Raw genomic sequence first — 18,536 nt, forward strand, 5'->3', positions numbered from 1 at the left:
ATTTATCTGCCCACAACAATACTGACGGACTCCAAGTATCCGACCAAAGAAAAAGGCGAAGCCAACTGGCTTCGCCTTTTGTCCGTTCCGGCCCGCTCAGGTGCCGGCCTGCAAGCGCTCGATCACCGTACTCAACTTTTCGGCTTCGACACTGGCCGGATGATCGGGAAAGCGCTGGCGGATATTGCTCAGGATAAGCAGCGCCTGGGCATCGTTACGCAGGTGTTCGCACAGAATGCGTGCCCCCAGCAGATAGATGCCCGGAATATCGCTGTGCTTGGGATGACGGCGATCGAAACCGCGCATCAGTTTCATCGCCACCTCGAAACGACGCTGCTCGAAGGCAGCAGTCGCCAGCGGCAGGACCTCGCGCGGCTGGGCGGGCTGGAAATCGGGCACGACCTCAAGCACCGATTCGATTACCCGTACGGCCATGCTGGCGCGCTGTTCACTCATCAACAAAGGCAGGAAGCGCTGGGCATGTTCGGCCAGTTGCGGCTGCCGATCGGGCAGGCGCCGCAGCAGCTGGTGGTAGCGCTCATGCACATCGATATCCATCGGATAGTCGCGGGTCGCCTGGCGGGTCTGTTCGAGCGCTTCGTCGATCCGGCCCGACTTGAGCAACTCGGCCAGTTCAGCGGCCTGCTGAGCCTTGGGATCGTTGACGTTCTGGCGATCGTCAAACTGAACCCGCACCTCCAGACCGATTTCGCGATGATATTGGTACATCACATAGCCCATCAGCCGGTAGCTGACGATAGCGAAGAAACCCGCCGCAAACAGCGAGACGAAGACCTGCGCGGCCTCGGGCAGCAGCGGGGCGAGCAGCATCTCGACTGCGCCGCCGCTCGACGTCAGCATGGTCAGGCAACCAACCATGCCGAAATACGGCAGACCGATCTCGCTGACCATCGGCCACAGATGGTTGGGGTTGAGCGCATCGATCAGACTGTTCGTCACCGCCAGCACCATGATGCTGGCCGGCAGCACCAGCAGCAGCACAAAACCGACCAGCAGGGCCGGCACCGGACCCAGCAGCGCGCCGAAGGCCGCCACCAGCACGATAAAGAACAAAATGATCAGAAACTGCTTGTAAGGCAGATAACGGCCACCATGGCCGGTCATGAATGCGCCGGAATCACTGTTGAGAAAGCCCAGCGCGGTCCGCTCCAGTACCCGGAAGCAGTAGCGGAACAATAGGAACATCCAGACCAGGGCAATCGGCTTGAGCGTGTAGAGCCCGAAAACACCGATCACCGACAGGACGACCAGGGTCAGCAGCGGTTCGAACGAGAAGGGATAGAGGAAGAACGAGGGGAAACGATTCCAATAGGGAGCGATCGTGCGATCGCTCTGACGTGGTATGACTGACATATCAATTAAGATTTTGATAAATAAAAAAACACAAGCGCGTAAGGGTCGGTCCTGGGCCAGAAGCTGTCAAGACTGGCGTGACCAACGACGAATGACGGGCTGTCTGAGGCGGTTTGCCATATATGCCAAAGACATTGCTCATCGCTGGCAAATCTCTATACTTCTCAGCAAACGCGGCGGAGCGGGCCGCCTGCCTCGCTCGGGCCGCAGCCGTTTTTCCTCTCAACGATGATGCTGCCCGGTCGGCACAAGGCTAGAGCACGATGAATCCTCAAGAGCAATTCACGGTCGCAGTCGCGATCTGTACCCTGATCCGCCCCTCGCTGCGACGCGCCGTCGAGTCGGTCTATGCCCAGGATGTCGAAGGCCGCATCCATCTGATCATCGGCATCGACAAGCTGATGGGCGATATGGCCCTGCTGGACCAGCTGATCGCCGAAGCGCCGCCGCATGTGCATGTCACCGTCATCAATCCTGGCTATTCCACCTCGGCCCGCCATGGCGGCATGTACGGCAACTTCTTCGGGGGCGTCCTGCCCACGGTGCTGATGTATCTGGCCAACAGCCGCTATCTGGCCTGGCTGGACGACGACAACTGGTTTGCCCCCAATCATCTGTCTTCGCTGCTCAAGGTCATCCCTGGTAAAGCCTGGGCCTATTCCTACCGCTGGTATGCCCACCCGACCGAAAACACCGGCGTGTGTATCGACCAGTGGGAATCGGTCGGACCGGGCAATGGTGTCTTCAAGGAAAAATTCGGCGGCTTCTGCGACCCCAGCACCCTGATGTACGACAAGGCTGCCGTCCATATGCTGTTCCCGCTGGCCGCGCTGTCGCTCGACACCAATGGCAATACCGCCGACCGTGTGCTGCTGAGCCATCTGTTCCAGGAGCAATACCCCTGTGCCTGTAGCGGTGAAGCCACCAGCTATTACACCATCGACCCGAGCGACGTGAACCATGGCATCCGGCTCAAGTGGATGAGCACCCAGGTGGCCGACCTGCCCGAGTGGAAGGATGACCCCAACAAGCTGCTGTCGCGCAGCGTGATCGAGAAGGGCGGCCAGGCCGTCGATTCACTCTAATCGCTCCCAACCGCCCATGACCAAAGCCGTTCCCCTGCTCGTACCGAAACTACCGGACGCCGATGCGCTGTTGCCCTATCTGCGTCAGATCGACCAGAACCGCTGGTACACCAACTTTGGCCCTCTGGCGCGTCTGCTGGAGGAACGGCTGGCCGGCATGTTTATGCGCGAGCCGGCGCCGGTCCAGGTGGTCTCCGTCTCCAGCGGCACAGCCGGCCTCGAGCTGGCGCTGGCCGCACTGCAACTCAAGCCTGGCTCGCGGATACTGGTGCCGGCGCTGACCTTCGTGGCCAGCGCCACCGCCATTCTCGGCGCCGGCCATGTGCCGCTGATCTGTGATATCGACCCGCACAGCTGGCTGCTGACGCCCGAGATTGCCCGTCAGGTGCTGAACGAAACCAGCTTCGACGCCGTGATGCCGGTCTCGACCTTCGGCGCTCCGCAGCCAGTCGGCGGCTGGGATGCCTTTACCGCCGAAACCGGTATTCCGGTGGTGATCGACGCCGCCGGCGCCTTTGGCAACCAGACGGTCGGCCTGACCACCCGGGTGGTGTTCAGCCTCCATGCCACCAAGGCCCTGGCCTCGGGGGAAGGTGGCATCGTGCTGACCCGGCAGTACAGCTTTGCCGAGAAGGTGCGGCAACTGTCGAATTTCGGTATCGACTTTTCCAGCGGCGGCCTGGTGTTCAATGCCGGCGAAAACGGCAAGCTCAGCGAATACCACGCCGCCGTCGGTCTCGCCTCGCTTGACCAGTGGGACCATATCCAGGCGGTCCGGCTTGATCTGCAACAACGCTATCAGGCGGCGCTTGCGCAATACTGCCCGCGCATCAGCCTGCAACAGCGGCCCGAACAGGGCATCTACCCGATTCTGGTGGTATGCCTGCCGCAGGGGCTGATGGCACGCGAGATCCAATCGAGCCTGCTCGACCATGGCATCGAAAGCCGTCAGTGGTACTGCCCGACCATCGATATGCACCCGGCCTTTGCGGCCTACCGGCATGGCGAACTCGGCGTATCGCATAATCTGTCGCGTCGTCTGCTTGGCCTGCCCTATTTCATCGATATGCAGGACGAGCAGATCGCCAAGGTCTGCCAGGCGCTGGGCGAGCTGACCAACAGCGTCTGAGGCGGGCGAGCGGCCGGACCGGCCGGTGCGCTTTATCGAGAGTCCTACCAGAGAACATCGCATGCCCTTTTGCCAAATCGCCGCGATTTCGTCCTATGTGCCGGAGCGGGTGCTGGATAACGACGCGCTGGCCGCCCTCTACCCCGAATGGAGCGCCGCCAAGATCTTCGAGAAAACTGGCATCCGCGAACGACGGATCGCCGACGAAGGGCAGACCTCACTCGATCTGGCCGAACGGGCGGCGCAAGCCTTATGGGCCGAACACGGCATCGACCCGGCCGAGATCGATTTCCTGCTGTTCTGCACCCAGACCCCCGACTATTTCCTGCCGACTTCGGCCTGTGTCTTGCAGCAACGGCTGGGCTTGCGCCGCAATTGCGGCGCGCTCGACATCAATCTGGGCTGCTCGGGCTTTGTCTATGGTCTGTCGCTGGCCAAGGCGCTGATCGAATCGGGCCAGGCCGGCAAGGTGCTGCTGCTGACGGCCGACACCTACAGCAAGCTGATCCACCCGCAGGATAAGAGCGTCCGCACCCTGTTCGGCGACGGCGCCAGCGCCACGCTGATCAGCACCAGTGCCAACGACGCGGCAGCGCTCGGACCCTTTGTGTTCGGCACCGACGGCAGCGGCGCCAACGAGCTGATTGTGCCGACCGGCGGCTTTCGCCGGCGCGAGGCCGCCGGCGAGAGCGAGGCCGAGGACGAATCGGGCAATATCCGGGGCCCGGCCAATCTGTATATGAACGGCCCGGCCATCATGGCGTTTACCTTGACCGAGGTGCCGGCAGCGATCCGTGCGCTGCTTGATCGGGCGGGACTGACGCTGGAGCAGATCGATTATTTCGTGTTCCACCAGGCCAACCGCTTTATCCTCGACGCCTTGCGCAAGAAACTGAAAATCCCCCCTGAAAAATTTGTGATCTGGATGGAGGACATCGGCAATACCGTCTCCTCGACCATCCCGATTGCCCTGTCCAAGACCAAGGACGCCTGGGAGCCAGGCCGCCGCGTGATGCTGGTCGGTTTTGGCGGCGGCTATTCCTGGTGCGCCGGCTTGGCGACGATTTAGTCCCTGGAGACAACGATGGAACGTTTTTACGAAGGTCTGGCGGAAATTTTCGAGATCGATACGGCCCAGGTAACACCTGAGCTGGTGCTGGCCGAAGTGGGTTGGGACTCGCTGGCCATCGTCTCGACGATTGCGCTGGTGGACGAGCTGTTCGACGTCATGCTCAACGGCAAGGCGCTGGCGCAGTGCAGCACCGTCGCAGATATCCAGGCCCTGATCGAAGCCAAGCGCTAGGAGCCCACCATGTCGCGCCACAAGAGCCAGAGCGGACTTGCCCTGTCGCTGCAAGGCGCCCGCATCACCGGCGTCGTGTCGGCCCTGCCACCGCGCCGGGTCGACAACAGTCATTTTTCTGCCATTTTCGGCGAAGATGTGGTGCGCGATGTAGTAAAAATGATTGGTGTTGAGCAACGCTACTGGACCGACGCTGCCACCACCACCGCCGATCTGTGCGAGCGTGCCGCACGGCGGCTGATGGAAGCGCTGGCCTGGTCGGCGGATGAGGTGGATGCCCTCATCCTGGTATCGCAGACGCCCGACTATGCGCTGCCGGCCAGCGCTTGCGTACTGCATGGCCGGCTCGGGCTCGCCCCGGCCTGTCTGGCTTTCGATGTCAATCTGGGTTGCTCGGGCTATACCTATGGACTGTGGCTGGCGCACAGCATGATCGCCAGCGGCAGTGCCGCCCGGGTGTTGCTGCTGGCCGGCGACACCATCAGCAAGACCGTGGCGCCCGAGGATCGGGCCACCGCCATGCTGTTTGGCGACGCCGGAACGGCCACGGCGATCGAGGCCGATCCGCAGGGTAAGGCGAGCTATATCCTTGGCACCGACGGCCAGGGCGCCAGCAGCCTGATCATGCCCGACAGCGCCTGGCGCCGTTCCGAGGCACCGGCACGCGAAGCGGCACTCCAGATGGATGGTGGCGCCGTCTTCAATTTCACCTTGCAAGCCGTACCGCCTCTGGTGGCCGAGTCGCTGGCGCTGGCGCAGACCTCGGTCGAGCAGGTCGATTACTTCCTGTTCCACCAGGCCAATCTGTTCATGCTGCGCCATCTGGCCAAGAAGGCCAAACTGCCGGCCGACAAGTGTCCGACCAATATCGCGGCCTACGGCAATACCAGCAGCGCCTCGATTCCATTACTGATGACCACCACGCTGGCCACGCCGCTGCGCGAACGCCGCCAACGGCTGGCCCTGTTCGGCTTCGGGGTCGGCTTCTCCTGGGGCTCGGCCGTGTTCGATACCGGTCCTCTGGCCTGCGTGGAAACGCTATAGGGACAGCGATGCAGCTTTTCCAATCGATTCTGCACGGCAAGACCGTGCTGGTAACGGGTGCCTCATCGGGCATCGGCCGCGCGACGGCAATCGAATTGTCCCGGGTGGGCGCCAGGCTGATCCTCAACGGGCGCGATCCGGAACGGCTGCAACAGACGCTGGCGCAACTGACCCCGAGCGAGCACCGGGTCGCGGCGTTTGCGCTCGACGATGCCGACGAGCTGTTTGAACGGATCAAGACCCTATGCGCCGAAACCGGGCCGCTCGATGGCCTGTTTCATGCCGCCGGCCAGGAACTGGTGCTGCCGGCCCGGATGACCAAGGCCGCCCAGACGGAAACGGTGTTCGCCAGCAGCACCTTTGCCGCCATCGGCCTGGGCCGCGCCGCCGCCTCCAAGGGGGTATTGCAGGACGGCGCCAGCCTGGTGTTTATGTCGTCGGCCGCTGCGCACAAGGGCCAGGCCGGGATGATCGCTTATTCGGCCGCCAAGGCGGCAATCGAGGGGATGGTGCGCTCGCTTGCCTGCGAACTGGCGCCACGCCGCATCCGGGTCAATGCCATCGCCGCCGGGGCGATCCGCTCGGAAATGCATGAGCGCCTGTCGACCCGCCTGTCGGCCGATGCCTTGCAAGACTACGAACAGCGCCACCTGCTGGGCTTTGGCGAGCCGCAGGATGTCGCCAATGCCGTTCTGTTCCTGTTGTCCGATGCAGCCAAATGGGTAACGGGTGCCACTTGGGCCATTGATGGGGGGTATACAGCAAGATGAAATCAGCTAGCCAATACATCATCGTCGGCGGGGGCGGCTTTGCCCGGGAACTGATCTGCTGGTTGCAGGACTGTCTGCGCAACGAGCCGCAGTCCTCGCTGCTCGGTTATCTCGACGACACCGGCGCCAGCACCATGGACGGCTATCGCTACGGCGTGCCCTGGCTTGGCCGCATCGACGACTTCATGCCGCAGCCGGGCCAGCGGCTGATCGTCGGCATCGGCGAGCCAGCCAGCAAACGGATCGTGGTCGAGAAGCTCAAGGCCAAAGGCGGGGTATTCGCTTCGCTGATACACCCGAGTGCCGTGATCGCCTCGAGCGCCCAGCTTGGCGAGGGCGTGGTGCTGTGCCCGCATGCGCTGGTGTCGGCCGATGCCCGCGTCGGCGATTTCGTCACCGTCAATGTGCTGTCCAGCGTCGGTCACGATGTGGCCATCGGCGAATTCACCACCCTCAGTTCCCATGTTGATCTGACCGGTTGGGTCAAGGTCGGGGCCGATGCCTTCTTCGGCAGCGGCGCCCGGGTGCTGCCCGAACTCAGCGTGGGCGATAAGGCCACCATCGGTGCCGGCGCCGTGGTGGTGCGTTCGGTCAAGCCGGGCCAGACGGTCTACGCCGCGCCGGCCAAGGCACTGCAATTGGAGTAAGTGGACGCATGCATAGTCCGCCGACCGATATCGCACTACGCGATCATTACTGGCATCTGTTGTGTCATCGCCAGGAAGTGGCGCAGCCCAACGACTTCTTCCGGCTCGCCTGGCTCGGCCAGGAAGTCGTGGTGGCCAACGACCAGGACAGGCTGGTGGTGTTCGACAATGTCTGCCCTCACCGTGGCGCGCGCTTCTTTCTCGATAGCGCGGGCAATGCCCCCATCGTCTGCAAATACCATGGCTGGAGCTACCGTAATGGCTCGCTCAATATCCCGGGCCGCGATCATTTCGAGCCATGCCAGCTCGATGGCGTCGATCTCAACCACTATCAGGTGAGCTGGTGCGGCGATTTCCTGTTCGCCTCACGCGCCCCGGCCACATCGCTCGATGAACAGTTGGGCGAGCTGTTTCCCTTGCTGGAAAGGATCAGCCGCTCGATCACCGGCCGGCAGGACCTCAACCAGACCGTCTATCCGTGCGACTGGAAAATCGCCCTGGAAAACGCGCTCGAGCCCTACCATGTCGCCCTGGTGCACCGGAAATCGCTGGGGCTGCTCGACCTGCAAGCCGGGGTAAACACTTTCCACGGCATCAATTCGGTATGGGAAGCGCCCATCGGCAATTCGCGCATGCGACGCCAGCTCTCCAGCATCCGGCGCTTTTTCGATATCGACTTCGAGTGCGAAGGCTATATCAGCCTGTATCTATTCCCGTTCACCATGTTGTCGTCAACGGCTGGCTATTCCTATTCGCTGCAGCACTTCCTGCCGACAGCCAAGCCGCATGAGACGGCCTTTACCAGCCGCCTGCTGGTTTCCCGGCTCGCCGCCGAGGTGCCGGCAGAAACGCTGGAGAGCTTTTTCAGCTCGACCGCCCAGATGAATCGGCAAGTTTTCGACGAGGACCGCGAAGTCTGTGCCCGGGTGGTGCAATGCGACGATTATATGAATCGCTTCAATATCCTTTCTTCGGCTGAAGAAAAGATCCGGCATTTCCGCTCGGTTTATCTACAGGCAGGCAAAACCTGAAAGCACCACCTTATGTGAGGTGCTCCAGCCAAGGCGATCGTCACGACGGTCGCCTTGTTTTTTGTGTCCCAGCAGCGCAAGGGCCTGAGCGCAGCACGCTGCGGCCGCGGCGTTCGGATGTGATGGCGGCGACCTGCAAAAAAAAGCCCCCGGGGGGCCGGAGGGCTGTAAAGGTGGACCGTCTACGTCCATCTCCAAGAATGCCTGTTATCGATGCCTTGCTCAATCGATTAGCAATTGAAAACAAAATGGGAATTCGAAAGCCATATATTTGAACCAGGCAATTGAATCATTTCTCCCACTGTGCTGCTTCCTGATCAGCAACAGGTGGTGTTTCTTGCGATTTATTCTTTTCTGGCTGCGCTGACGTCGATGGGGGAACAAGATCCTGAACCGCGTCTTTTTTAGCGGCTTGTCTGACATCATAGGTGACACCGACGCCGATCAAAGAGGCCACCAGCAAGGTGAGGGCAGGAAATAGCGTTACCAATTTATGAGTCTCCTATTGTTGAGCTTGGGCATAGCCTCCATTCAACTCATCGTCTTCCCAGGAAGGACGCTCTGGAACGGGAGAAAGAAAAGACCGCTAAACGGTTCTGGCCAATCGGGTGGTAAAGGCACTGATTTTTCTCTCTCCTGTTTGGAGAAATCGCCATAAGACGTTTCGTCCTGTCTCGCAAGCTGTTGCATGGAGGTGCGGCAGTGTCGGTCAATTCTCTCAGGCAGGCCAATAACCGCTGCCAGCGGCCACTAACCGAATACTAAGCGTGAGGTGAGCAGAAGCGGGAAGCCTGATGGAACCTGATGTTCAGGCGGATGAAGTGAGCGAGGAGAGGAATGGCTCCGTTGTGGTGGATAGCGGGGACCGAGCGGTCGGATTGGCTTCAGCGGGAGAAATCGGTTTATCAAACCGATCGTTTTCACCGGACGGACCGGGCACGGTAGAATCGCGCGCTTTCAGAGCGTTTCCTATCGGAATTCATGTCGCCATCCAATTTATATCGCTATCGCTTTGGCTCGTCGACGTTTGACGAATCAACCTGTGAATTGACCGTCAGCGGGCTGGTTGTCGATATTCAGCCGCAATCGCTGCGCATTCTCAGCCTATTGCTCAATCATCGTGGTGAAGTGATCTCCAGAAAGGAATTGGAGGAACAAGTCTGGCAAGGCCGTCATGTCGGCGAGAATGTATTGGCCAGCGCCATTACCCGCTTGCGCGCGGCATTGGGTGAATCCAATGCAGGCTTGATCGAGGCAATTCCACGAGTCGGCTACCGTATTACGGCCCCGGTGCAAAGAACGGCGATCGGCCAATATTTTTCCAGTCATCTGGCATTGCAGGTCGGGCAGGAAGCGCCGGAGCGGCCCGGTTATCAATTGGAGCGGATGTTGGGCCAATCAGGTGCAGGTGAAGTGTGGTTGGCGCGCTATGGCAAAACCCGGGCGGTCCGGGTCTATAAATATGCAGCCGATGCTTCCCAGCTCGCCAGACTGAAACGCGAAGCCACGCTGGCCCGGCTGCTGCACGAACAGCTTGGAGAGCGCCGCGATATCCTGCGCATCGTCGATTGGAATTTCGAGAACGCCCCGTTCTTCCTTGAAAGCGAATACGGCGGCGACAACCTGCTGACCTGGAGCCAGGCCGACAACCGGCTGGCGATGATGCCGCGCGAGGCGCGGCTGGCCGTGTTTCTCCAGATCGCCCGCGCGGTGGCGGCAGCGCATAGTGTCGGTGTCATCCACAAGGATCTGAAACCGGCCAATGTTCTGCTCGATGGAGCAGGGCAAGCGCGGCTGGTCGATTTTGGCAGCAGCCGTCTGACTGACCACCATCGTCTGGCCGAACTGGGTATCACCGATCTGGGCGTTGCCGGCGCGCCCACGCTCACCGACGATTCTGCGCGCGGCACGGTGCTATATATCGCGCCGGAAATCCTGCGTGAACATCCCTCTACCGAACGTAGCGATATCTACGCGCTTGGTGTGCTGCTGTACCAACTGGTCGTGGGCGATCTGCGCCGGCCCATGGTCCAGGGCTGGGAGCGCGACATCGACGATCCCTTGCTGTGCGAAGACATCGCCGCCGCAACCGATGGCGATATCGAGCGTCGTACCGCCAGCGTCAACGAACTGATCGTGGCCCTGAGCGACCTGCCGAGCCGCCGTCTGCGCCGCGAGCAGGAAGCTGCCGAACGCGCACAGGCCGAACGTGACCGGCTGCAAGCTCAACGCAGCCGAGAGCGCCGGCCCTGGCTGATTGGCCTCATGGCGACGCTGGCACTGGGCCTGGTCATCAGCGTGTATGCCTATCTTGAAGTGCGCCAGAGCGAGGCACGGCTGGTCCATCACAGCCAGAATATCCGCGCCCTCAACCAGTTCCTGGCACGCGAACTGATCGGGGAGGCCGATCCATCGCAATCGGGGCGTTCCAATGTTTCGGTGCAGGAGGCGGCGATTCTGGCGACCAAGAAGATCGATGCGCCCGGTTCCGGCTACAGTCCCGAAGTCCGCGCGCTGCTGCATGCCGCGATGCAACGCACCTTCGACGGCCTGGGTGACTTCAAACGCGCCCTGAGCGAAGGTGAAAAGGCGCTGGCGGCGTTGGCGCAGCAGACCGAGCCGGACCCGCTGCTACTCGACAACGTGCACGTGACCTACGCCAGTACCCTCAGAAGCCTGTCGCGCCTCGAAGAGGCCGAAGCACAGCTTGCCCTGGTCGAGAAGTCGCTGCCGCGCCTCAACGAGGCCCCCAACGAGACACTGGCGCGTTACTGGTACGTCAAGGCAAAGATCGCTTCGGTCAACTACGCCTGGCACGATGTCCTGCGCTACAACGCCAAGGCTGCCGAGGTCTTCGAGCGGCTGCCGGCGCCGAAGTCCAGCCTGGGTGGGCAGATCGACTACACCATGGCCCACGCCACCAAGATGGTGCGCGACTATCCGAAGGCGGAAGCGATGTACCGGGCGCTGTTGCAGAATTCCGAGGCGCGATATGGCCAGGTGCATTACCTGACCTGTATCGCAAAGCGGGGTTTGGGGGATGTGCTGTCAGTGCAATCGCGCAACCATGAGGCGATTCCGCTGATCGAGTCGGCCATCCGCTGCATCCAGCAGGCCGTCGGCGAGGACACCATCGAGATGGGCAATGGCATCTCCAGGCTGGCCAACGCCTACTTCAGCAACGATCAGTGGATCAAGGCAGCAGAAACCAATCTGCGGGCAGCCGCTATCCACGAGCGGATCAGCGGCCCCACCGGCAAGGCGAACCTGGTGGCACAGAGCAGCGCAGCCTGGGCGTTCACACTCGGCGGTTTCCCCGAGAAAGCCAAGCCCATCTTCGCGCGTACCCTGGCCCAGGCGCGTCAAGTCTTTCCGGAAAACCACCCCATCGTCCAGATCATCCGCTTCAACTACGCCGACTGTTTACTCGACACCAGGCAAATCCAGGGCGTGCGCGAGTTGCTTGATGGCCTGGACGCCAAAACCCTGGGCAGCATCAGGCCCGATCCAGTCTGGGAAGGTCTGCTCGCCTATCAACAGGGTCGGCTTGCCCTGCTCAATGGTGATCAACGCCAGGCCATGGAATGGCTTGAGTTTGCCGAGCGCGAAGTCGCGGCCAAGAATCCCGACAAGAGAACGATTTCCTTGGCGCGCATCCGCCAATACCTGGCCAAAGCCCGGACCTGATCAGCGGCAATCCAAGTCTGTGATCCCGCCAAGCGTGGCCAGGCGGGGGTATGGTCTCGGCTTGTCTTAAAACTCGGGAAATCTGTTTCACAGATGCCCAAGGCATCAAAGATTGTTCATTCTGTGCTGAAGTCGAAGGACCAGCAGCCTTTTGGAGCTGCGTTGGGATTGGCAGCTCTTCCAATTGTTGCTTTCAGTTCTTTCTCAAGGTAATCCGCCATACTTCGACCAAAGGGCTGCTTATTGCTGCGGGCTCAAATCACTTAAACCAGTCAGATTTAGCTGAAGTAAAATTTATATTTTAAAACGAATATATATCAGACCAAATCTAGAGGCGGTCTGTCTCAATATTTTTTATTGGGGATTCTGGGCTTCGGTTGAAAACCCGGCGGGGAAGAATCTGAACAGCGTCCTGAGAGAAGTACTGCAAAGCAAAAACGGCTTCCATCTCTGGAAGCCGTTTTCGGTATTTGGTGGCCAGGGGCAGAATCGAACTGCCGACACGCGGATTTTCAATCCGCTGCTCTACCAACTGAGCTACCTGGCCGTCGGTTGAGGATGCGAATTAAACCCTATAACCATGGTGGCGTCAAGCATCTTCTGCGATTTTCCAGCATTTTCCTGCAATTGATTACGTTGCAATCAGGTGAGTCCGATAGAAATCAGTTGCTTAGGCAACTTCGGCCCGCCAGATGAAATCGACCGCGCAACGCAGCCGCCAGGCTTCCGTCTCGCGTCGCAGTTGGCATTCGCGCGTGAGGGCACCGGGGTTGGCTTGGCGCAGCAAGGTCAGCAGCGATGTTGCCGCCTCGGGACTCGCCACCCGTGCATCTAGCTCGACCCGGCTGGCTCGCCATACGCCTGCCAGTGAACGCTGCGGCGCTACGGTAAGGCGCAAGTTGGGGTCGAGGCTCAGCAGACGGGCATAAAGGGTCAGATAAGCGCGGCGATCCTCCGGCGTTGCTTCCGAAGGGCCGGTCAATCCGGCCAGCCTCGGCCTTGGTAGTTCCGGTTGACTCAGTCGGACCAGCGCCTGCCAGCCGGCAGCTCGCCAATGCCAGGCCAAGGTCATCAGGATCAATGCAGCGGTCGGCAACAGCACCATCGTCAGCATCTCCACTCGACGCAGGCGAGTCTTCATGCCGGCCGCCATTCAAGCACCGCCTCCCCCGTGCTGCCCTCGCCCAACCGCAAGGTCGCGCCAGTGCGCAAAGGGACGGAGGATTCACGTAAAGCTACCGCCCCCAACTGCGCCAGTGCCGCCCGTAGGGACTCGACCGCTGCGGCAAAGCCCGCCGGGTCGGCTGGTCCCGCTCCACGCACAGTCAGCAGCAATACCGGCCCACTGGGCTCGCGGCGCCAATTCAGGTCATTGAGGCGCAGGCCAGGATGAGCTGCCTCGACACGCGCCAGACGAGCCCAGGCAGCGTCGATCGCCCAACCATCCGGGACCGGCGCAGGAAAGGTCGTGCGCTCCGCTTCACTCATCACAGCAGCCGGAGCCACCATCCGGGCCGCCTGCTGCCAGCTCCAGCCCTGTGCCCCCCAGGTGGCCGCCAGGGACAGCAATGTCAGCGACATCAGCCCGCCGCCGGCCGTCCAGTATGGCGACCATCCTGGCCGCCATTCGTCCGGCAGATAGTGGTCACAGCGCCGTGCAAGCGACTGACACAGCCAGTGCTCTGGCGTACCGGCCACTCTCTGCCAGCACAGACCAGGGAGCGTGGGCCAGACGCTCAGCAGGGCGTCCTCCCTCATCTCCGCAGCAATGGAGGACAGCCTTCCTGTCGCTGTGCGCTCCAGCCTTGTCGCCGGAGTCGTGACAAGAACGGGCGTCGGCAGTGCCTCCGGCCCCATTCCCCAAGCCGCTTCCGATGCTGAAGCGAGACAGGAGGCCGGATTCAAGGCGACCTTGGGAGCTGCCTCTACAGCCGCCTCCGACTCCACCACCCCCAGCAGCAACACCGGCAGGACAGTTTGACCCGACCAGTCCGGCAGACTGGCCAGATGGTCGCGGGTATGGCTGATCTCAAGCCAGGGTGGGTTGTTGCCTTCCACCCAGCGCGAATAGCGGATACCCCCCGCCTCGACCAGACTGTGCCGGTAGCCGCGCTCATGGCGATAAACCAGCAGGAAACGGTTTTCGCGCTGCTGCGCGGCAATCGCGCTCGCCAGCGTCAGCGCGGTGGAGCGGAGCGTCGCTGGCCGCAGGCCCGCTTCGGCCAGCAGATCGAGCCAGGCACGCAAGCCATAGGGGGCGGCCAGCGTAGCCAGTTGCCAGCCTCTGCCCGAGCCGAGCCGCCAACTGCGACCGAAGGGGGAACCGTCGCCCAGGCGATATAGACGCCGTGCCAGCAGACGGCCCCGGTCGCGCCAGTTAAGGCGTGGCAGTTCATTGAGAGCGAAGCGCTCTTCAGGCAGATCGAGCAGCAGTTCGAGCACCAGCCCGCGCCAGTCGGACGCCCAGGCGAGCAATGCCGCCCGGCCAATCGGGTCGGCCGCGAAACGGCCAAGCTGTTGCAGACCATCAGGCGTACGCCGCAGCAGATGCAGTGCAGCGGGATCGAGTCGGAGCAGCAGATCCATCGTCTCTCCCTAGCGCAACTGACCAATGCTGTCGTAAACCGGCCCCAGCACCGCCATCATCAGCAGGCCCAGCAGACCGCCCAGCGCGACCGTCAGCAGTGGTTCGGCCAGTTGGCGCAGACGGGCGAAACCGACTGAGCCCTGTTCGCCGTGATAACGCGCGACATAAGCCAGTGCCGCCTCAAGCCGACCGCTGCGCTCGCCGACCCGCAGCATGCGCAGGGCGGCCGGGGCAAATAGCTCCGCTTCCGCACACCCGTCGGCGATCCCACGCCCCGCCACCACCGCCGCACGACAGGCCGCCAAGCGACGCCGCCAGTTCCGGTCGGGCAATAGGGCGTCCAGCAGCGCCAGACTGTCGGGCACCGTCAGCCCCGCGCCATAGAGCAGCCCGAACTGCCGTGCCAGCCGCGCGCGCAGCAGATGGGTCCAGGCCGTGCCAACCAGCGGCAGCCAGGACCAGCAGCGCGTACCGAACCGACGCCAGAGGGGTAATCCCAGCGTGATCAGCAATGGCGGGCCTGCCAGCAGCAAGCCCCAGTGTTCGCGCAACACCGTACTGGCCGTCAGCAGGCAGCGCAGCGACCAGGTGGGCGGGCGCCGGATGGCATCGATAAAGCCGCCCAGCGCCGGGACCAGATAGAGCAGGATAAAGACCGTCACGGCCGCCCCCAGCAGCGCCACCACCGTTGGATAGAGCAGTGCCTGCCGCAGCCGCTGCGCTTCGGTCAATTCCTGCTGGGCAGACTCGGCCAGCTCGCCCAACACTTCCAGCAGCCGCCCGCTGCGCTCGCCGGCACGGACCAGGCCGACGGCGACCGGGTCGGTACCTTGGCGTGCCAGGGCTTCGGACAGGGGAATCCCGCCCTCCACCGCCTCGGCCAGCCTGCGTGCCAGACCACGCAGCGCCGGTGATTCGGCATCGCGGCCCAGATCGGCCAGGGCGTCGGCCAGCGCAATACCGGCTCCCAATAACTGCGCCAGCTCGCGCCACAGGGCGGCCCGCTCGTGCCGGCTGGGCGGTCGCCGTCGTTCAAGGTGCGGACGCAGCCGCAAAGGCTCGAACCCGGCCCGCACAAGGCCGCGTTCGGCAGCTAACGGGTCGGTCGCATCAATCCGACCGCAACGCAGGCGGCCGTTGCTGTCGATCGCTTCGTAGACGAATTCCATGCTTCCCCTCCTCGCGACAATGAGCTGAGGCCACGATAGGCGCAGTCATGGCCTCAGTTGGCGTGCGAGACGGCGTAAATGCATTACACCGGGAGAATTCTGAAAAATAAAAAATTTCAGGACAGGTAATTTCAAGAATAGAACTGCATTATATAGAAAATATAAATATTTATGCCTTAAAAATTCAGCCAACCCCATAAAACAAAAAGCCTGCGGGAGCCTTCCCGCAGGCTGGTGATTTGTTCTCGGATCGATCAGTAACCGGCAGAGCGGGCCTGATCGGCAAACAGCTTGAGTGCGCCGACATCGATCATCGGCGCGCCATTCTTGAGGTAGTAGACGCGGCCATCCTTGCTGCCCAGGTATTCGCCCGTGGCCGGATAGTGGCGGTAACGGATGCCGTCATAGGTCGCCGTGCTCGGCCGCTTGGGCTGGAAGTTGTCGGGGAACTGGCGCTCGGCCCAGTCGAACACCCGTTCCTCTTCGCCGCGCACCATGCCGTCCTTCCACATCCGCAGCAACTGGCGCAGACCTTCGGGCTTGTTCTGCGGCTCGGTCTGGCCGCCGTGGGCGGTCTTGTTGATACCGTGGCAGGAAGCACACACCCGCACTTCGCCCGGCTGGAAGGTCAGCCAATAGCGCTCACGCACCACAGGCTGCTGGGCGGCGTCGGTCAATTGCCAGGTCAGCGCCCGCCGGGCCGGCACGAAGGCAGCCGACGAGCCATCAGGCGCCACGGCCGTTGCATGCGGCACGCCGGAATAGGGGTTGTGGCCACCATCGCGCATCGGTTGCGCCAGCACACGGCGGCCCGGACGCGGCTTGGCCGTGCCGCCGATGCCGCGAATCTGGTCGGCCTGGAAGAACTGCAAGTGGGTCACGTCATAGACCTTGCCCGGCTTCGGCTGCACCGAAGCACCGCCCGGCACGCGCAGATTGAACGGCTGCTGGCGGTCGGAATGGTCGCGCAGCGTGACATTGCGTGTCACCACCAGCGCCATTTCCTTCTGTTTCAGATAGTTCTGGAAGGCGGTCGGATCGACGCCCTCTTCGGCAAACACCGCCGCTTCGGGCGCCGGCAGATGGGCCTTGGTCGGCGTGGGCCGCTGCCGGGGCCGCAGTTCGACCGGGTTGAGTTCCCACAGCTCGCCGTCGTAGTTGACCAGCACATCGGGGTTCCACCAGCTCACCGACTTCCGCAAGCCCGGCGTCAGCGCCTCACCGGCACGCCAGTAGCCATTGCCATCGGGCACCATCAGCTTGAGCCGGAAACCATAGCGCGAACGCGGCGCGGCCGTGCTGCCCTGGTTGCGGTCAGCCCGGGTCTCGGCCGTATGGACCGCCACCAGCTTGCCGTCGGACAAAGGCAGCGGCTCGCGGTAGAGGCCGGTATGGTCAGCGGGCGCGGTCTCGCTGTCATCGGTCGGGCTGGCGGTGGCGGGCGTGGTGATATGGTTCAGCACCATATCGTCGGCGTTGACGCCCGGAGCGCCCGTCATGCTGATCAATTGGCCGGCGGCATGGGTGCCGAACTCGGGGCTGCTGGTGCCGAAGTACAGACCCGGCCGGGTCGGGTCTTCGCGGATTTGCAGCATGATGTCGTTGAACATTCGCAGCCGCTTACCGCGTCCTTCGTAGCAGCAGTAGGTCAGATTGGGGTCGTCAAGGAAGCTCTGCGAGCCGTAGCCGCCGAAATCATGGCGGCCGACGTGGTTGAGGGTTTCCTCTTCGGTGCCGTCTTGATTGATCTGCCAGGGGAAGAACTGGTTGAAGCGATGACCCTCGACCTTGGCGTTGCCTTCGCGCGGCTCGGGAAAGATCTCGTCGCGCCGCTCGAGTCGGGTAGCGTTGGCCGATTCGTCGCTGTAGTTGAAGGTGCCGTAGTCAGCCCCGGCATTGTCGGCGTCGGCCTGCTGGTCGCGCTGCAGATGGTCCCAGCGGGTAAAGATCACCCGACCGAAGCTGTCGATGGTCGGCGTGAATGCACCCGAGGGGGAATGGTTGAGCATGAACAGATTGCCGGTATTGGGGTCCAGGCTCCACAGCCCGGTCACCGTCGGGGCCTCTTCATACTCGTCGAGCTGCGGGTAGAGATGGCGCTCGCCATTACGCGGCCGGTCGGAAGTGAAGATGATCCGGTCGTCGCTGCCGTAGATCGGGCTGACGTTGTTGAACTGCTCGGGCTGGTTGGGCACCTTGCGCAGTTGCGGCATCTCGTTGCGGCCAAGACCGCTGATCTCGTAGAGCTGCCAGTAGTAGGTCTGCACCTCGTATTGCTTGGTCGGCGCCCCAACCACGGCACTGAAGATGATCTTGTTGCCGTCCCAATGCGGCGACGGATCGCGCACCGCAACGGCCGTCGCGCCCAGCCGTCCCGGGCTGTTGAGCCCCACTGCCTCGGTCAGGTTTTTCAGGGTGCCGTCGGGGTAGCGTATCCACAGATCACCGCCACGGAAGGCCGAATCGAGCGCACCACGCTGATTGCCGAACACCGAGCCGATGGTGGTGAAATCGGCCGGCACGGGCACCTGGGTCACAAAAACGATGGGATGAGGCGTCGTAACCGCCGCAACGGCCGGCCACGACAGGGCAAGGGCTACAAATAGCCGGGATAGGGAGGCGAGCGGGCGCGACATGGAGGTCTCCTGCATTAGGAATGGCGACGATTTATGCCAATTGCATCGCCATCGTCAAGCCCTAATATTTCCAG

Annotated in this window: 15 protein-coding genes and 1 tRNA gene; 9 read left to right on the forward strand and 7 right to left on the reverse strand. The window is 62.2% G+C overall.

The genetic code is table 11. The features are described 5' to 3' along the window. Positions 1-96: 96 nt before the first annotated feature. Positions 97-1,374 carry a tetratricopeptide repeat protein gene (locus ACFOW7_RS12270; protein ID WP_378164613.1) on the reverse strand — a complete coding sequence of 426 codons (1,278 nt, stop codon included), beginning with the start codon at positions 1,372-1,374 and terminating at the stop codon, positions 97-99. 263 nt (positions 1,375-1,637) lie between these two features. Between ACFOW7_RS12270 and ACFOW7_RS12275 the strand changes: the two genes are divergently transcribed. The 8 genes from ACFOW7_RS12275 to ACFOW7_RS12310 all read left to right on the forward strand — a co-directional run bounded on the left by ACFOW7_RS12275 (position 1,638) and on the right by ACFOW7_RS12310 (position 8,383). Continuing rightward, positions 1,638-2,459: a glycosyltransferase family A protein gene (locus ACFOW7_RS12275; RefSeq protein ID WP_378164615.1), complete on the forward strand. Its 822-nt coding sequence runs from the start codon at positions 1,638-1,640 to the stop codon at positions 2,457-2,459. 16 nt (positions 2,460-2,475) lie between these two features. Further along, positions 2,476-3,588, forward strand: a complete 1,113-nt coding sequence (locus ACFOW7_RS12280) for a DegT/DnrJ/EryC1/StrS family aminotransferase (RefSeq protein WP_378164617.1) — start codon at positions 2,476-2,478, stop codon at positions 3,586-3,588. A 61-nt stretch (positions 3,589-3,649) separates the two neighbouring features. After that, positions 3,650-4,657, forward strand: coding sequence for a 3-oxoacyl-ACP synthase III family protein (locus ACFOW7_RS12285; protein WP_378164619.1), 1,008 nt, complete (start codon positions 3,650-3,652; stop codon positions 4,655-4,657). Positions 4,658-4,672: 15 nt separating this feature from the next. Continuing rightward, complete coding sequence (locus ACFOW7_RS12290; RefSeq protein ID WP_378164621.1) at positions 4,673-4,891, forward strand: acyl carrier protein; 219 nt, start codon at positions 4,673-4,675, stop codon at positions 4,889-4,891. Positions 4,892-4,900: 9 nt separating this feature from the next. After that, complete coding sequence (locus ACFOW7_RS12295) at positions 4,901-5,935, forward strand: ketoacyl-ACP synthase III (RefSeq protein ID WP_378164623.1); 1,035 nt, start codon at positions 4,901-4,903, stop codon at positions 5,933-5,935. Positions 5,936-5,943: 8 nt separating this feature from the next. Then, positions 5,944-6,705, forward strand: a complete 762-nt coding sequence (locus ACFOW7_RS12300; protein ID WP_378164626.1) for an SDR family NAD(P)-dependent oxidoreductase — start codon at positions 5,944-5,946, stop codon at positions 6,703-6,705. Continuing rightward, entirely contained in the window at positions 6,702-7,352 is a 651-nt protein-coding gene (locus ACFOW7_RS12305) for an acetyltransferase (protein ID WP_378164628.1), read from the forward strand. Before ACFOW7_RS12300 ends, ACFOW7_RS12305 begins: the two co-directional genes overlap by 4 nt. A gap of 8 nt (positions 7,353-7,360) precedes the next feature. Further along, entirely contained in the window at positions 7,361-8,383 is a 1,023-nt protein-coding gene (locus ACFOW7_RS12310) for an aromatic ring-hydroxylating oxygenase subunit alpha (protein ID WP_378164630.1), read from the forward strand. A gap of 289 nt (positions 8,384-8,672) precedes the next feature. Here ACFOW7_RS12310 and ACFOW7_RS12315 read toward each other — a convergent pair whose 3' ends face one another. After that, positions 8,673-8,873 carry a hypothetical protein gene (locus tag ACFOW7_RS12315; protein WP_378164632.1) on the reverse strand — a complete coding sequence of 67 codons (201 nt, stop codon included), beginning with the start codon at positions 8,871-8,873 and terminating at the stop codon, positions 8,673-8,675. 491 nt (positions 8,874-9,364) lie between these two features. Here ACFOW7_RS12315 and ACFOW7_RS12320 point away from each other — a divergent pair, with 491 nt between their 5' ends. Further along, positions 9,365-12,070, forward strand: coding sequence for a protein kinase domain-containing protein (locus ACFOW7_RS12320; protein ID WP_378164634.1), 2,706 nt, complete (start codon positions 9,365-9,367; stop codon positions 12,068-12,070). A gap of 471 nt (positions 12,071-12,541) precedes the next feature. Here the strand turns inward: ACFOW7_RS12320 and ACFOW7_RS12325 are convergent. From ACFOW7_RS12325 to ACFOW7_RS12345, 5 genes are all read right to left on the reverse strand, one after another. Further along, positions 12,542-12,617, reverse strand: a tRNA-Phe gene (locus tag ACFOW7_RS12325). A 123-nt stretch (positions 12,618-12,740) separates the two neighbouring features. After that, positions 12,741-13,211 (reverse strand): hypothetical protein, encoded by a 471-nt coding sequence (locus ACFOW7_RS12330; protein ID WP_378164636.1) that lies wholly within the window; start codon positions 13,209-13,211, stop codon positions 12,741-12,743. Beyond that, entirely contained in the window at positions 13,208-14,656 is a 1,449-nt protein-coding gene (locus ACFOW7_RS12335; RefSeq protein WP_378164638.1) for a hypothetical protein, read from the reverse strand. The genes ACFOW7_RS12330 and ACFOW7_RS12335 overlap by 4 nt, the downstream gene beginning before the upstream one ends. 9 nt (positions 14,657-14,665) lie before the next feature. Beyond that, positions 14,666-15,826, reverse strand: coding sequence for a type II secretion system F family protein (locus ACFOW7_RS12340; RefSeq protein WP_378164640.1), 1,161 nt, complete (start codon positions 15,824-15,826; stop codon positions 14,666-14,668). Positions 15,827-16,080: 254 nt separating this feature from the next. Continuing rightward, the gene (locus ACFOW7_RS12345; RefSeq protein WP_378164642.1) at positions 16,081-18,462 is read right to left on the reverse strand and encodes an HzsA-related protein; all 2,382 of its coding nucleotides are present in this window, start codon (positions 18,460-18,462) and stop codon (positions 16,081-16,083) included. Between the last annotated feature and the right edge of the window lie 74 nt (positions 18,463-18,536).

The sequence above is a fragment of the Chitinimonas lacunae genome (genome assembly GCF_042650885.1).
In the GTDB taxonomy this organism is placed as follows: domain Bacteria; phylum Pseudomonadota; class Gammaproteobacteria; order Burkholderiales; family Chitinimonadaceae; genus Chitinimonas_A; species Chitinimonas_A lacunae.

Excerpts from the sequence above, each read along its gene's own strand:
- ACFOW7_RS12270 (WP_378164613.1), bottom strand. The coding sequence starts at position 1,374 with ATGTCAGTCATACCACGTCAGAGCGATCGCACGATCGCTCCCTATTGG.
- ACFOW7_RS12275 (WP_378164615.1), top strand. The coding sequence starts at position 1,638 with ATGAATCCTCAAGAGCAATTCACGGTCGCAGTCGCGATCTGTACCCTG.
- ACFOW7_RS12280 (WP_378164617.1), top strand. The coding sequence starts at position 2,476 with ATGACCAAAGCCGTTCCCCTGCTCGTACCGAAACTACCGGACGCCGAT.
- ACFOW7_RS12285 (WP_378164619.1), top strand. The coding sequence starts at position 3,650 with ATGCCCTTTTGCCAAATCGCCGCGATTTCGTCCTATGTGCCGGAGCGG.
- ACFOW7_RS12290 (WP_378164621.1), top strand. The coding sequence starts at position 4,673 with ATGGAACGTTTTTACGAAGGTCTGGCGGAAATTTTCGAGATCGATACG.
- ACFOW7_RS12295 (WP_378164623.1), top strand. The coding sequence starts at position 4,901 with ATGTCGCGCCACAAGAGCCAGAGCGGACTTGCCCTGTCGCTGCAAGGC.
- ACFOW7_RS12300 (WP_378164626.1), top strand. The coding sequence starts at position 5,944 with ATGCAGCTTTTCCAATCGATTCTGCACGGCAAGACCGTGCTGGTAACG.
- ACFOW7_RS12305 (WP_378164628.1), top strand. The coding sequence starts at position 6,702 with ATGAAATCAGCTAGCCAATACATCATCGTCGGCGGGGGCGGCTTTGCC.
- ACFOW7_RS12310 (WP_378164630.1), top strand. The coding sequence starts at position 7,361 with ATGCATAGTCCGCCGACCGATATCGCACTACGCGATCATTACTGGCAT.
- ACFOW7_RS12320 (WP_378164634.1), top strand. The coding sequence starts at position 9,365 with ATGTCGCCATCCAATTTATATCGCTATCGCTTTGGCTCGTCGACGTTT.
- ACFOW7_RS12330 (WP_378164636.1), bottom strand. The coding sequence starts at position 13,211 with ATGAAGACTCGCCTGCGTCGAGTGGAGATGCTGACGATGGTGCTGTTG.
- ACFOW7_RS12335 (WP_378164638.1), bottom strand. The coding sequence starts at position 14,656 with ATGGATCTGCTGCTCCGACTCGATCCCGCTGCACTGCATCTGCTGCGG.
- ACFOW7_RS12340 (WP_378164640.1), bottom strand. The coding sequence starts at position 15,826 with ATGGAATTCGTCTACGAAGCGATCGACAGCAACGGCCGCCTGCGTTGC.
- ACFOW7_RS12345 (WP_378164642.1), bottom strand. The coding sequence starts at position 18,462 with ATGTCGCGCCCGCTCGCCTCCCTATCCCGGCTATTTGTAGCCCTTGCC.